Genomic DNA, 14,220 nt, shown 5'->3' on the forward strand with positions numbered 1-14,220 from the left:
TTACTTAAATGTATAATAGTTCTATTGAGTCAGCAAGATAGCTACTTGATAAGGTCATCAAATTGACGACCACCGCACAAGCAAGCGGATTAAAAATTGCTAAGGAAGAAAAAAATGAAATTTTTTACTGATGTTAAGACAAGCGAAGAATTAAAAAAAGCCTTTAAATCTCTTATGATGAAACACCACCCCGACAGAGGCGGAGATACAGCGACTTGCCAAGCAATCAGCGCAGAATATGACGAAATGATGCAAAAAATTATCAATGGTTTTGACGACTCAAATTATACAAAAAACGATAAAGGTTATAGTTTTTGGGAAAACAGAGCAGAGCATACAGAAGTTGAAATAAAAGTACGTGAGGCTATCGAGAAAATTATCAGCCTTGACGGTTTAATCATTGAAATTGTGGGCGTATGGGTTTGGGTATCAGGCGACACCAAAACGCATAAAGACGCTTTAAAAGAGGCAGGCTTTTACTGGTTTAATAAAAAGAAAATGTGGGCGTTCGCAGGTAAAAAAAGCAGTGGCAGAGGCAAAATGAAAATAGACGACGTAAGGGAAAAATACGGAAGTACCACCGTCAGCAAGCAAAGCAAGCCGAGCCATAAAGCGATTAATCCAAGCCGTAAAGCTATAACGGCATAGATTGAAAAAAGGGGTAGCAGATAGTTACCCCACCCTCATTTTTTAAACCTTATAATTTAGGCAGGCACACCATGACAAAGCAATCATTCACTATTGAAATTTACGAAGTTAATAAACGCCTTGTTACAGTAAAGGCAGATAGCGAGGCTCAAGCAATCGCACAAGCTAAAGACGGATATTATAAAGGGCGTACAGTGCTAGGCAGTCATTATCATTCAGGGCATTTAATCAGAGCAATGAAACCAAAAAAAGCGATAAAAAAAGGTTTTATTTATCAGCTTTTAAACTCACTTGAGAGCAAGAAAGCATAAGCCACCACCGCCCCAAGTACAAAAAGCCCATTCTAGCGAGTGGGTTTTTTTTCGTCTCAAGATTGACCGACAAGGCGCACCGCCCCAACTAGCCACGATCACAAACAAGCAAAAAGACGCTTGTTTGTGGGCTAGCTAAACCACCACCGCAGCAGCTAAAAAGGTAGTAATATGGGTTACATTACGTTACATTAAAGAGCTGATTTTACCCCTTGCTAGGGTAGTAATATGGGTTACTTAAAGGTATAATAGTTCTATTGAGTCAGCAAGATAGCTACTTGATAAGGTCATCAAATTGACGACCACCGCACAAGCAAGCGGATTAAAAATTGCTAAGGAATTTTAAAATGAATTTATTTACCCCACCGAAAAAAGCAGTCGGAACACTTAAAGGCGTTAATGGAAACGCTAACGTCTTAATAGGACGTTTCAAAGAGTTAGCCCGTGATGATGGATGGTCAAGGCAGGAGGCGCAGCAAGTCGCTGATTTTGCTAGGAGCAAAGACTATAACGGATTAATCGAAGTGCTAAACGAACATTTATTTTGGTATTGATATGTCGAGTTATTAGAAAAGAGCTATCCAACTAGGATAGCTTGCCATTCACTTAAATTTTTGGAATTATAATATGAAAATGCTAAAAAGTATTAAAGGTAAAGCCCTAGCAGCCGTGATAGCCGTCGTCTTTGTGATAATGGCTTATACTGTCGTTGGTAATGTTATTGGCAGTAAGCCTATAAAGTCAGGTACTAATATTATTACTGGTGAGGTGATGGATTTTGAAAACGCTAAACCACTTGATGAGGCTTATAGTGTGCTTAGGGATTATGCTAATGAAGTTAATAAAATGCCTGAAAATAGAGAGCGCAAATCTTTTATAAAAGAGGTTGATAAGGCTATCAGTTCGGGTAACGCTGACATGGGATTGATTAGCGTGAAAGAATGGAACACATTAAATGATAAGTTCCAAAAAATACATGATGAATATCAGATTGAGATAGAGCAGCCATACGACGAGTATTATAAGAAAAAGTATAACCTAAAATAAGATAGCCGAGCCAAGCGCAGGCAGCCCATTCTAGCGAGTGGGTTTTTTAGTTAAATCCAAAAATAATAATAGTCGTTTCTGTCTTAACAGCAGTTAAGGCAGCTGATAAGTAACCATGATGGAGGCTGTCGCATTGGTAAACAGACACCAATGCGCCACCACGCTTTTCACTTCAATGCCTGCCCCTATTGGCTTGCTATAGTAATTGATACCTTGTTTGCTTGCTAAGCGTCAAACAGGTATCAAAACTATATCTAAGCCCCTAGTGACCGTCATTTCTCGTTTCAATCGTTGCCTCGAAAAGCGCACAGTCTAAGTATCGTTTTAAATTCACACTTGGACTGCTTATACCAGGTTTTTACATACAGCCGTAAAAAACATGGCATAAGCGGCCAAGTGTAGGATCAGCTAATAAACTAAAAATAAGGTTATTGTTATGGCAATGTCGGAGTTTAAAAGACAAGCAGTAAGAGACATGAATAAACGGTTTTTAATGGTCGCATTGGTGATAAGCAGCTTGTTTGCAGCCATGTACTATGCACTTGCCTTTATAGAAGAAATGTTTGATAAGAAACTAGCAGAAAGTGTAGCAGCAGGAGATATAGAGAGTGTTAGCTTGATCGCAGCAGACAATGCGATTAGTTTTATTGGAATGATACAAGCAGCTGTAATCAGTGGATGGGTTCTAATAATGATCTTAATGATTTTTAAATGGCTTTTTAGACAATATATTGCGAGAACATGATTATGTTCTCGCAGTTATTTAATGCTATTTTCGTGGCGTTGGCTGTCTCATTCTCATAACGGTTCTTAGCATAGCCAAACCTTGCTCAATAGGTATCACTTCATTAGGATCGGACAAGTCTTTAGGTATATCGACTTGCAGGATTTTAGCTAAATTTGACACGTAAGCAAATCTATTACCTTTAATAGAATTTACAGCATATTTTATGGCATCAGAGCCTTTGATTTTTAAAAGGTAGTTAAACTCTATAGCGTCTCGTTTAGAGACAATCAACACGCCATGATCATTTACTTTGTCAGCAAGATTATTATTTGACATTAGCTACCACCTTTTTTTTAAAATTAATCAAAAATTATTGCCTCTTTTGGAGGCAATAAAAGCTCTTTTAATGAGCTAATCAGTAGGTACTATTGTATAGTAATATGGGTTACTTTTCAAGTAATACCATTTAAGTAAATGTTATTATTATAGCAGCTAGTATCATTCCAAAAATCATACCACCTACTGCCCCCATGAGGATATTGCGTTGATTATTTACAGCGCCTTGCCCCTCTTGCATCATTTCATTGATCGCTTTTTGCATCGTGGTTTTGGTGCGTTCATACATAATATCTTGACTCTTTGACCATACATCTTGAATGATCGCATCTTTTTGACCCTCTAATTTAGCCAGTAATTTCTCAACATAAGAGATACGACCATTAAAATCTGTCAAACCTTTTTCATGCTGATCTTTCAAAGCAGATAAACCATCTTCATGCTTAGTTTGAATGGCTTGCAGCATTTCAGTGTTTATAGTCTTTATAGCATCTGTCAATTCTGCTTGAGTCAATTTTAGCAAGGTAGAGTTATGCAACATCATTAAGATTAAAGGATCATCTTCAGTGATTTTTATGCGAGTGTGTCTAAAAATATCATCAACTATAAGTTGCGCTTTATTGGTCGCATCAGCACTATGGGTTTTTTTGACGACCACAGGCGCAGTTTCAGCCACTTCAGCAGGCTTTTCTACTGGTGCAGGCTTTACCGCATCATCATCACTAGGCGCAGTTTCAGCCACTTCAGCAGGCTTTTCTACTGGTGCAGGCTTTACCGCATCATCATCACTAGGCGCAGTTTCAGCCACTTCAGCAGGCTTTTCTACTTCTTTATTAACTGCTTTTTCAAGGTCATCTAAACCACCTTGATCATCTTCGTCATCAAAAGAGGGCGGAGTATCGTTATTATGTAAATCTATACTGTTTAGTTCGTCGTCTATATCACTCATATTAATTACTCTTATAAGGTTAAATGCTTTTTTAAGACGAGAGATAGTGATACCAAAGTATCACTATCTCTACCCTACTCTATTCAGTTGCAGCGATTTCAGCATTAGCATCATCAAAACAAAATAGGCTATCAAGCTGATCATAAATATCATTTTTGATCGTCATTAACCGTCTAGTTTTCAAAAAACTAAAATCTTCAGAGTCTTTTACTTCATTGAAAATCAAGCCATTGGTAAGCATTTTCTTAAAATCTGCCTCATAAGTATCAACATTACGTTTTTCTATTTTAACTGTTCCTATAATATTGCCACCAGTTGCTTTATTCATAGCTTTAATGTCAGTTGGAGTTTGTGCAGGTGCTTGATACTCATTACCCCAAATAACAATAGGTGTGTTCGGATAATTTTTGCAAAGCTGTATTAGACATTCGGCTGTTTCTGATTTACTAGAACCATAGTCAACAGGTACATGAATGACTAATTGCTTTTCAATTTCAGCAAACATTTCAGGGATTTCATTACTTAGTAAATAGCTATTAATGTAAATAAAATCACCACTACCAGTATCAACAAGCCCAACCCCTGAACTTTCAGCAAAACTTTCAATAAATTCATCGAACTTAGATTGATCAATCATACGTTCTCTACCGACTTTTTTTATAATGTCGATAGTTTTAACATCAAGTGCTTTATAGCTTGAAAAAGTTTGGTTGCTAGGATCGGTATCAACAAGCTCAACATTGCTTGATCTATCTTTTAAATAGTTACCCAATAAAAAAGAAACTACCGATTTACCTGCCCCACCTTTAGATTGCATGACAAGATTAACTGAATTGCTTAAATTTAACTTTTGCATGGTTTTACCTTATGAATTATTTTTTAATAAGAAACTAATTTTAATTTTTAAACCAATTTTTTATGAGTTGGCTACTTCGTCGTAATACTCTTTAATATCATCCCAATATTGATCATCGTCAATATAAGAGCTAAGACCATCATAAGTCATAAGGATAATATTCAAGATATTGAAAGCATTTTGACGGTTGATATGGTCAAATTTTCGTAAGGTAGAGAGCTTAAAATACGTCTCATAAGCCTTTGCATCAGTGCGTAAATTCAGTAAAAATCCCCTTGCTACTTGTGCAGAACCACTATGTTCAAGAGCTAATTCAGCTAATTCATAAAGAGAAATATCAAACTTATGTTTGAGTTTGATAAGATCACTTGTACCAGTTTTTTCTATTGGTATTGGTGCTTTGTACTTGTTAAGTTTACTCATAATTTCACCTATGGTTGCTATTTAAAATAAATGATCAATACTTATGCCTTTACCTGCGTTTTCGTCAAAGTCTCTAATTTTCTTTGATGGTTTAACAGGCTCAATCTCAACTTCGATTTTCGGCTTTTTTGGAACATCAGAAATAGACTTGTCTTTTTGCTGATTTTTTAGATTTTCTTTACTATGTTGCTCGCCAACTTGTAATTTTTTGAACGCATCGTCATCCTTGTGCTTATGATAACTTTTACTAACTGCGTTACGGCTTATAGATACTTTAAATTCTGTTTCTACTAGCTTAGCAATTTGCTCAAAAGTATATGCTATAAGTGGATTTTCACGCTCTTTAATAATAAAAGCAATAGCAGCATCACTTAGCTTTCTTCGTGTTTCTTTTGCCATTTTTTAACCTCGTATGTCTTATAGTTTATCTTTACTACCTAATGACACCTAATGACACCTAATACTACCTAATGACACCTATTCTATATCTTTTTGAGATAAACACAAGCTATTTTACCACCTAATGACACCTAATGACACCTAATACTACCTAATGACACCTAATAATGATCTTAATGCCAAAATTTCTAACAAGTTATTAATTTTGGCACGAAAAACGGAAGAATGAGGCGGTAAGGAGGTTATAAGGGAAAACAAACTTGATTGCAGGATAGGCTACCGCCGTCAAAAATGGGGTATTTTTGTGTTATAATTAGTTTGTTGTTGTCGTTGTTATTGTCCTTATTCTCTTTGAGAGGTGCTTAATGGCTAAAAATTCTTATTTCAAACTGGCAGGCTTAACAGAGGATCAAAAGCTATTTTTAAAAGACTATGCCACAGTGAACACAGGTAAGCGCAGCATTACAGCAGGAATTTTAACGCTTATAAATGAGTCAATGAGTGAGAGCAAAAAAATCATACAAGCACAGGCTAAAGCATTACTGCCTATTCAAGAAATACCAAGAGACAAGCAAGCCAACTTCAAAAAAAGGGTTCAAATTTCACTACTTCAACATGACCATGATTGTTTAGAAAACCTATCTAATAATACAGATAGTTCTATACAACATTATATCATTTGCATGATACGCAATCACCTTTATAACAAACATGAATTGCTAGGTAGTGAGATAGAGACACTTAGAAAAAGTAATTATGAGCTTTACAGAATAGGCGTAAACGTAAACCAAATTGCCAAGCAGCTAAACGCAGGCAATCAGGCTCATTTTGATATACAAAAACTATCAGAGCAGATAAGTAAACATACAACTATAGTTGAGAATATACTCAAAGAAAACTTGAATAGGTATTAAACAATGGCAGCCCAATATTTTGATAGCCCCGAAAACTGGTTTAATAAATCAAACAACAAAACAAAAAAATCTTCAGGCGCAGGAGGCGGTAAAACAAGGCGAGTATCAAGACCAAGTAAAGCGCCACAAGCGAAAACGACCAACGTAGCAAAAGGCGTTAATGCAAGCAGTTCATCATCAAAACCTCAAGCAATGGTAAAGATAAGCGGATCATCAAAAGGAGGTAATAAAGCGCAGGCGCATCTTGATTATATAGGGAGAAAGGGCGAAGTAGAGCTTGAGAACGAACAAGGCGAAAAGTTTAAAGGTAAGGATCAAAAAGAATTGATTAAAGCATGGCAAGCTATGGGTATGCACGACGACCATAAGACAGGTAAAAAGCGAGAGGCATTACATATCGTCTTTTCAATGCCTCAAGGTACTAACCCTGATGGTTTAAAGTCAGCCGTAAAAAACACAGTAGAAGAAGAATTTGCAGGGCATAAATACTTTATAGCTCAACACAAAGACACTGATAATCCCCATTGCCACGTTTTGCTATGTGCAACAGATGATCGAGGCGCAAGGCTAAACCCACGCAAGCAAGACTTACATAACTATAGAGTAGCATTTGTTGAAAAGCTAGCAGAACAAGGCATTGAGGCGACGGCAAGCAGGCGCATACATCGAATGGAGGTTAAGCATGGCAAGGATCAAGGGATATATCATAGAGATAAACGAGAGGGCAGAGAACCAAAACCACCACAAGTAAGCCCAAGTTCCTTTACCAACATCAAAAAAGCATTTAATGAAGTCAAAAAGAGTTATAAAGAATATCAAAGCAAATTACCTGATAAAGATATTCAGTTAAAACTTGATATAAATAAAATGATACGAGATAGAGAGAAAGAGGTTAAAAAACTGGTATCAAAGGATAAGAAAAAAGATTTGGATCATGGATCGAGTAGATAAAAAAAAGCCTGCTATAGTGTTTCGCAAACTATAGCAGGCTAAACCGAGCAAGTAGGGTAGTGATGTTTATTTTTATAAGTTACTCAACTCTACCAATGTAGCAACCAATGCCAAAGCCATTATTATAAACAAAGTAACAATAATAGATTGCCAAACAATATTAAAATCTAAAAAATAATGATACACGCTATTAGATAAAGGAGTGAGGTAATTAAATACAGTCTCTAGTAGAAAAATAATACCAACAAGAAAAAGAAAGCAAAAAGCCCATAAAGACCATTTAAATAAGTTTAGCAAGAAAGTATTTTTAAAACTATTCATTTCTTTAATGCTTTCAGCACTAAATGGATTTCTATTGTGTTTACTCATAATAAAAGCCTATTTTAAACTAATTCTCTAATGACTGTCAGTAACATAATAAAGCTGCTAAAACTCATTATAGATATAGACATAAAAAGTATTCTTAGTAACTTTGAAAAACCATCATCAGTGCCAACATACCTAATCCACAAATAACAAGCTATCGTAATAAAAGAAACTAATAAAAGCATTATAAAGCTAAATAGCATTGCAAAGTAAATTAATGAATTATACATACTTATACATCCTTATTTTTATAGTCTAACTGATAATAAGGATGCTGTTTAGTAAGCAGTAAAAACAAAGTCCACGCATGAGGCGAGGGGCTACGCTTATTGGTTTTGCTTGCCGTTGTTGACTCATACTTTCCATACATTTTAGGATGCAGCCCAAGCAGCTTAGATGCTTGATTTTGCTTTAGACCACTTATCGACATACGAGCAGCTTTAATAGTTTTAGGCGCAGGCGTATTGATAATTAAAGTCGATTTTTCAGGCGGATTTTTTGATCTAGGCTCAAGGCTATAATACGGATGATTGCCAGTCATTAAAAGGAATATTGAATAAGTCCTATCGTCAATACGGCTATCATTGCGCTCAAACTTACTTACTACTGCCTTATCTGTTAAGTCGAGCATTTTAGCGCAGTCATCTTGCGTAAAATTACTACCATCTTCATTTTTATGAGCGATACGATATTTTTTAAAGTTAAAATTGTCTGCCGAGACAACAACATTATCTAAAATCAAACCGTCATCTACCATTTGCTGAACGCTACTATGAACTCTACTGTTACTCATATTACTACCTTATTATTATTTAATTGACCCTTTAATCTTATAGTAATATGGGTTACTTGTCAATCTTTCAAATCTCAATACTATCATCATCTATTAAATCTTGATCCTTGATAGGACAGTATTTATAAAGAGTTGAGCGACTGACGTTTAACTGTTTTGCAATATCATCATGACTCATACCGCTTTTTATTAGTGTTTCAGCCGTAGCTATTTTTTCAGCATCCATTGATGGAGGTCTGCCATTTTTGCGTTTAGATGCTTTTATTCCTGCCTTTATGCGCTCTTGTATTAACTCTCTTTCCATCTGTGCCAATGCACCTAGTAAGCTGTAGTAAAGCCTACCAATGGGCGTACTGGTATCAATGCTTTCAGTCAAACTAATGAGCGTTATTTTGCGCTGTTCAAGGTTTTTTGAAATATTAATTAAGTCGTTCAAGGAGCGACATAGCCTATCTAACTTCCAAACGACCAAAGTATCACCGTCTCTAAGATAAGAAAGCGCACCATCTAAGCCTACACGTTGTTTTACAGCACTTGTTTTATCAGTAAATATCTTATCGCAACCAATCGCATTTAGTGCGTCTAACTGTAGCTGTAAATTTTGATCTTTAGTTGATACCCTCGCGTAACCTACTTTCATTAATCAATAACCCCTCAACCGCGACTTTTTAAGAAACGCCAACCAACCAAAACAAGACCGAATATACCAATCACTAGAGCAATAGCATTTATCGGATTATCTAAAAAAGGTTCTTTAACTTCAGCTACCTTTTGTTTCTCATTTTCCTCTTTAACTCTTAATACTTTCTTCTGCTGTATTTCTCTTAATTCCGTCTTAGCAATAGCACCTTGCTCTTTAATTATTGGATCGTCAGTATTTTTCGCTTTTTCTATAATTTCTATTTTGTCTTTTATACTATCATCTGACGTATCAACACCATCACTAAAGATAGTGTTCAAAGCAAAAGCTAATACCAATATACCGATTAACCAAGCTAAATGATCGCTCATTATTCAAATCCTTTGTTTTTGACTAAAGCTATCTCAAAGTTTTTTGTTGCATTTGCAAACAAGGTATAAAATATAACAGCCCCTAAACACCAAATACCGGCTAAAAGCCCTTTGTTAATAACATCATCCATACCAAACTGTGCCAGTGTTTTAATAAGTGTTATCGTGGTAGCAGCGCAGAAGAAAAAACAGATTAATCCATAAACACACATTTGTAGCTTATAAATATCACTGCTATATTTCAGCTGCTTGCCTTGCAAATTAATATGATCAATAAAAATCTCTTTTTGGCTATCCGTCAGGTTATCAAAATCACTACTACTAACAATATCTACTATTCTGTTAAATCGTTTTTCTTTTAAAGAAGTCATAAGGTATCTAATAAGGAATATCACAAAAATACCTAGCAATATCATAGATAAAACTTGTTTAGTGTCTAATTCATCCATAGCAAACTTACCTACTTTGAGTTATTTATATTTAGAACACATATTACTACTTTTTTTAAAAATAAAATAAGTAGTAATTAGAGTACCTCTAATATATTAGTCTTTAAAGGCTTTCAATATGTTTTTAGGATTGTTTACGGACATACTTTAAGGATTAATAGAGAGTCCAAAATACAAGGCATTGTAGGTGAAGTTAAATAATCCTAAAACCAAATGGTTTTAGGATTACATACTTATAAAAAAAACGTTTATTCAACGTCTATTAGATGCAGCATAGTTATATGAAAATATAGATCATTAACCAAAATGCAATAAAAACGCACCCATTACAGAAGAACCCATAGCCAGTACAATTAATAAGCCAGTATCAGTGTAAGTATCTATCGTTACAGCATTAGAAAAAACCCATCTAAGACCACGCCATAAAACCATCAAACAAGACATAAGGCTGATGAAAATTAAGAAATAAACAAAATAAATTAACTCTTGATTTTCCATTCTAACCCTCATTTATTTTAGTATTGGTTATAAACACTTATTAACGTACTCACCAAAGCCATTATTACTACTGCCAAAGCTACACCTATAAAGACTTGAAAACTTGAGTTTAAAAGTAAAAAATAAGAGTAAAAATTAGCTAGGGTAGGTGAGAGATAAGAGAAAGCGAGACTCAATAAATAAAAGCAAAAAATGATAAAAGCAAAAACCAAAGCAGCAATCGCCCACCCCGATAAATTAAGCAAGAAAGTCGTTTTAAAACTATTCATTTCTTTAAGAACTTCGCTATCAAACGGATTTCTACGTTCTCTTAGCTTTTCTTTATTTTTCATAATCATAACCTTAGTAACTTTTGGATATAGAGACTAACGCCCTATGGTTGTTTGCTCATTTTTAAGTAATAGTAAAAAAGACACTAATGCTTAAAAATCAAGCGAGTAATATATTTACTCTTAATGTTGTTTTGATACCGATTTTTTAACTGCTTTAAGCGCATAGCCTAGTAAATAGAATGGAGCGACAAACATAGCCAACGCCCAAAGAAAAAAGTTAATCGCTAACGACCCAACTTCAGATCTTATAATCATGCTGTCACCATAAGCAAAATTGATCATGCTATCTATCGTGTACCGTGAAAATGGAAACAACAGCATATTAGCAGTTAATAAAAATAGAATTAGCGTAAGTGGTGCAGCTGATATTTCAACCGCAAATAGGCAGAACAAAGCAAATACCATAGAAAATATAAAGCCTAATATTACAAACCTCATATAATACGTTTTTGAAAATTCGCCATTAAAACTACTTTGAATAATCATCGTAGACCCCTTTGTTTATCATGCTTTAAAAGCAAGTTAAGGCTATATTGTACTCACAATATAGCCTTAACTCTATTACTTTTTGTAACCCATATTACTACATATCACTATCGTTTTTAAAGTGCATAAATTTGACAAAATGGTTAAGAACATCTTCATTTAATAGAGAGTAATCCTTTTTTAATTCCCAATTATCATCATAGTGACTTGCATTACGATCAAGAAAACACTTAATACAAAAGCCATGACAGACAGTATAAATATCAACACCTATTTCTTTATTACAGTCTATATCACTACAACAAACAGGCAAACCGTGAGCCTTATTGTTGGACGCTATATCGTGGTATTCCTCATTCATGCACTCTTGAGACGTATATACCACGCTTTTAAAAAAAGGATGATTAAGTAACTTTCTTTCTTCGGGGTTTAATAATTTAATAGTCATAATTCTTACCTTATTTTTTAACAGTGTTTTTTACCTCATACACTGGCTTGCCGTCGTCATCTTTAAAAGTGGCGCTACACTTCTTTTTCTTATCGGAGTAGCCACTACAGCCCCAAAAAACCCCTTTTTTACTGTTACGCAAAACTAAAGGTCGATTGCATTTATCGCAGTTAAACTCACTAAGCACCGCTTTTACTTTGGCAACTGGCTTGCCGTCGTCGTCGTCCATGATGTTTTTACATTGATTGTCGTTATCAAAAAAACCCAAACAACCCCAATAAAAACTATCTTTGACTTTGCCATTACGCTTAACCATATCATGCGACTTGCAAACAGGACATAAAGCCGTCTCTTGATCCTTTCGTGGTGCAGGTTGAGGCTTATTTCTTTTGATATTATTTATTTCAGGCTCAATATTCGACTTCAAAACATAATCAATAAAATTAGTTACATCATTAGCCGAGCTAATCCCTTTAAATTTCTCTACCCAAATTGCCGATAGATCAGGGTATTTCATAGCGTCGGATAGTGAATTATATAAATCTTCACCTTGTTTCGTACTGATAATTTTTTTGCCTTTTTTCTCAATAAAATCACGCTTAAAGAGTAACTGAATAATACTATCCCTTGTGGCAGGCGTACCGATACCGCCACTTTCGCCTTTTTTGTCCTTGTCACGTTCCTTTAGAATTTTCGCTAATTTAGGATTTTTGATATATTTAGAGGCGCTTGTAAGGTCGCCCAATAGCGTTGACATGGTATATAAAGGCTTAGGCTTAGTTTTTTCTTTAGTCGTACCACATAAGGCGCACAGACCACTTTCACCGCTATTTAAAGTAGCAAGGTCGGTTTTATTATCATCTTTATTGTTATTATCGTCGTCGCTATCGTCGTCGCTATCATTCTCAAAATCTTTCCAACCTTGCTTAGTCGGCTTATTGCTAGTGGCAGTAAATGTGTGATTATTATTACCAACCTCAAGCAAAACCTTAGTCTCGTTATACTCATAATCAGGGTAAAACTGAATAATATAAGACGAGGCTATGAGCATATAAATATCACGCTCTTTAGGTGTTAAGCTCGATACATCGACGCTTTTTTCAGATGGGATTATTGCATGGTGAGCAGTGGTTTTAGAGTCATCAAAAACACGCCCTTTATAGCTTGCATCAGCCGAGGCGATACCACTCGCCAAACTAGGAATATTACCTTTTAGCGTGTTCAATACACCGCTTGCATCATTAAAGTGTTCATCATTTAAGTATTGCGAGTCAGTTCGGTTATAAGTTATCAAATCTTTATCTTTTAGAGACTGTGTGATTTTCATAACTTCATCAGGATCATAGTTAAATTTATTACTGGCTTTTTGCTGTAACTTAATTAGGTTATAAGGCAGTGGCGGAGGCGTTGACTTTGATAAAGTTTCAGCACTACTTACAACCGTTTGAGCTTTGTTACAGTCACTAACTATCTGCTTTGCAAAATCAGCATCAATAATGCGTTTTTTTTCATCGAATTTATCAGCGTTACTCTCAATAAATTTATCAGTTGGATTGAATTTAGCGTTAAATTTAATACCACTAATTTCAAAACTTGCTTGAACAGTGTAAAAATAATTTTCTTTATGATTGTTAAATTCCATTGTACGACGCACTACAAGACCAAGCATAGCGGATTGAACCCTACCTGCGCTTACTACACCCTCATTACCATTAAGACGATTAAGTAATGTATAAGCCCTAGTAAAATTTAATCCTAGCGTTTGATCAGCGACACTACGAGCCTCTGCCTGCCACCCCATATGCTCAAACTTTTCATTATCTACCATTTTTTCAATGGCTTTCTTAACTACTTTTTCATTATTATCATTGATAAGAACACGCTTTACAGGATTTTTAAAGTTATAGAACCGTACCAAGTCATCAACGATTAATTGCCCCTCATCATCAGGATCGCCTGCGTTGACGACCATATCAGAAGTAGCAAGTAGGCTCTCAATAATCTTTAATTGTTCTCGTTTGGCTTTATCAGATGATACTTTTTTCTTATATGGAGAAAAGCAAAATGGCAATGTCTCGAAATTCCAACTTTTATATTTAATGTCATAATCAGCAGGCGCAAAAAGTTCAAGCATATGCCCTGAACACCACGTAACAAAAATATCATCACCGTTTACCTTGCCCTCTAAATAACCCTTATTAGACTTTAAACCGCCTAGAGCCGATGCAATCGCACGACCAACTTTAGCCTTTTCAGCAATGTATAAAATTTTCATA

General features: G+C 35.3%; 22 protein-coding genes. 7 read left to right on the forward strand and 15 right to left on the reverse strand.

The features are described 5' to 3' along the window. The first annotated feature begins 114 nt into the window (after positions 1-114). The 5 genes from ACP7AE_RS12580 to ACP7AE_RS12600 all read left to right on the forward strand — a co-directional run bounded on the left by ACP7AE_RS12580 (position 115) and on the right by ACP7AE_RS12600 (position 2,751). Positions 115-648, forward strand: a complete 534-nt coding sequence (locus tag ACP7AE_RS12580) for a J domain-containing protein (RefSeq protein WP_426243439.1) — start codon at positions 115-117, stop codon at positions 646-648. A gap of 71 nt (positions 649-719) precedes the next feature. Beyond that, on the forward strand, positions 720-959 hold the full coding sequence (locus tag ACP7AE_RS12585) for a DpnD/PcfM family protein (protein WP_426243441.1): 240 nt from the start codon (positions 720-722) through the stop codon (positions 957-959). Positions 960-1,306: 347 nt separating this feature from the next. Then, entirely contained in the window at positions 1,307-1,513 is a 207-nt protein-coding gene (locus tag ACP7AE_RS12590) for a hypothetical protein (protein WP_426243443.1), read from the forward strand. Between the two features lie 73 nt (positions 1,514-1,586). Next, a complete protein-coding gene (locus ACP7AE_RS12595; RefSeq protein ID WP_426243445.1) occupies positions 1,587-2,006 on the forward strand; it encodes a hypothetical protein in 420 nt (139 codons plus the stop codon). Between the two features lie 436 nt (positions 2,007-2,442). Next, positions 2,443-2,751: a hypothetical protein gene (locus ACP7AE_RS12600; protein WP_426243447.1), complete on the forward strand. Its 309-nt coding sequence runs from the start codon at positions 2,443-2,445 to the stop codon at positions 2,749-2,751. Positions 2,752-2,775: 24 nt separating this feature from the next. Here the strand turns inward: ACP7AE_RS12600 and ACP7AE_RS12605 are convergent, their stop codons facing one another. From ACP7AE_RS12605 to ACP7AE_RS12625, 5 genes are all read right to left on the reverse strand, one after another. Then, positions 2,776-3,069 carry a hypothetical protein gene (locus ACP7AE_RS12605; RefSeq protein WP_426243449.1) on the reverse strand — a complete coding sequence of 98 codons (294 nt, stop codon included), beginning with the start codon at positions 3,067-3,069 and terminating at the stop codon, positions 2,776-2,778. A 130-nt stretch (positions 3,070-3,199) separates the two neighbouring features. Then, positions 3,200-4,018 (reverse strand): hypothetical protein, encoded by an 819-nt coding sequence (locus tag ACP7AE_RS12610; RefSeq protein ID WP_426243451.1) that lies wholly within the window; start codon positions 4,016-4,018, stop codon positions 3,200-3,202. Between the two features lie 79 nt (positions 4,019-4,097). Next, positions 4,098-4,874: a hypothetical protein gene (locus ACP7AE_RS12615; RefSeq protein ID WP_426243453.1), complete on the reverse strand. Its 777-nt coding sequence runs from the start codon at positions 4,872-4,874 to the stop codon at positions 4,098-4,100. 60 nt (positions 4,875-4,934) lie between these two features. After that, positions 4,935-5,297: a hypothetical protein gene (locus tag ACP7AE_RS12620; RefSeq protein ID WP_426243455.1), complete on the reverse strand. Its 363-nt coding sequence runs from the start codon at positions 5,295-5,297 to the stop codon at positions 4,935-4,937. Positions 5,298-5,318: 21 nt separating this feature from the next. Next, positions 5,319-5,696, reverse strand: coding sequence for a hypothetical protein (locus ACP7AE_RS12625; protein ID WP_426243457.1), 378 nt, complete (start codon positions 5,694-5,696; stop codon positions 5,319-5,321). Between the two features lie 365 nt (positions 5,697-6,061). Between ACP7AE_RS12625 and mobC the strand changes: the two genes are divergently transcribed. Beyond that, positions 6,062-6,610: a plasmid mobilization relaxosome protein MobC gene (gene mobC / locus ACP7AE_RS12630; protein ID WP_426243459.1), complete on the forward strand. Its 549-nt coding sequence runs from the start codon at positions 6,062-6,064 to the stop codon at positions 6,608-6,610. 3 nt (positions 6,611-6,613) lie between these two features. Next, the gene (locus ACP7AE_RS12635; RefSeq protein WP_426243461.1) at positions 6,614-7,561 is read left to right on the forward strand and encodes a relaxase/mobilization nuclease domain-containing protein; all 948 of its coding nucleotides are present in this window, start codon (positions 6,614-6,616) and stop codon (positions 7,559-7,561) included. A 72-nt stretch (positions 7,562-7,633) separates the two neighbouring features. Here the strand turns inward: ACP7AE_RS12635 and ACP7AE_RS12640 are convergent, their stop codons facing one another. The 10 genes from ACP7AE_RS12640 to ACP7AE_RS12685 form a co-directional block, all read right to left on the reverse strand. Further along, entirely contained in the window at positions 7,634-7,930 is a 297-nt protein-coding gene (locus ACP7AE_RS12640; RefSeq protein WP_426243463.1) for a hypothetical protein, read from the reverse strand. 229 nt (positions 7,931-8,159) lie between these two features. Continuing rightward, positions 8,160-8,720: a helix-turn-helix domain-containing protein gene (locus ACP7AE_RS12645; RefSeq protein ID WP_426243465.1), complete on the reverse strand. Its 561-nt coding sequence runs from the start codon at positions 8,718-8,720 to the stop codon at positions 8,160-8,162. Positions 8,721-8,787: 67 nt separating this feature from the next. Continuing rightward, positions 8,788-9,360, reverse strand: a complete 573-nt coding sequence (locus ACP7AE_RS12650; RefSeq protein ID WP_426243467.1) for a recombinase family protein — start codon at positions 9,358-9,360, stop codon at positions 8,788-8,790. Between the two features lie 14 nt (positions 9,361-9,374). After that, positions 9,375-9,731: a hypothetical protein gene (locus tag ACP7AE_RS12655; protein ID WP_426243469.1), complete on the reverse strand. Its 357-nt coding sequence runs from the start codon at positions 9,729-9,731 to the stop codon at positions 9,375-9,377. Beyond that, positions 9,731-10,180: a hypothetical protein gene (locus ACP7AE_RS12660; protein ID WP_426243471.1), complete on the reverse strand. Its 450-nt coding sequence runs from the start codon at positions 10,178-10,180 to the stop codon at positions 9,731-9,733. Before ACP7AE_RS12660 ends, ACP7AE_RS12655 begins: the two co-directional genes overlap by 1 nt. Before the next feature lie 297 nt (positions 10,181-10,477). Further along, entirely contained in the window at positions 10,478-10,678 is a 201-nt protein-coding gene (locus ACP7AE_RS12665; protein ID WP_426243472.1) for a hypothetical protein, read from the reverse strand. A 17-nt stretch (positions 10,679-10,695) separates the two neighbouring features. Continuing rightward, positions 10,696-11,010: a hypothetical protein gene (locus tag ACP7AE_RS12670; RefSeq protein ID WP_426243474.1), complete on the reverse strand. Its 315-nt coding sequence runs from the start codon at positions 11,008-11,010 to the stop codon at positions 10,696-10,698. A gap of 120 nt (positions 11,011-11,130) precedes the next feature. Further along, a complete protein-coding gene (locus tag ACP7AE_RS12675; RefSeq protein ID WP_426243476.1) occupies positions 11,131-11,496 on the reverse strand; it encodes a hypothetical protein in 366 nt (121 codons plus the stop codon). Between the two features lie 97 nt (positions 11,497-11,593). Continuing rightward, entirely contained in the window at positions 11,594-11,944 is a 351-nt protein-coding gene (locus ACP7AE_RS12680; protein ID WP_426243478.1) for a hypothetical protein, read from the reverse strand. 10 nt (positions 11,945-11,954) lie between these two features. Then, on the reverse strand, positions 11,955-14,219 hold the full coding sequence (locus tag ACP7AE_RS12685; protein ID WP_426243480.1) for a DNA topoisomerase: 2,265 nt from the start codon (positions 14,217-14,219) through the stop codon (positions 11,955-11,957). Between the last annotated feature and the right edge of the window lies 1 nt (position 14,220).

The organism is Psychrobacter sp. TWP2-1-2 (assembly GCF_049896785.1).
GTDB lineage: Bacteria > Pseudomonadota > Gammaproteobacteria > Pseudomonadales > Moraxellaceae > Psychrobacter.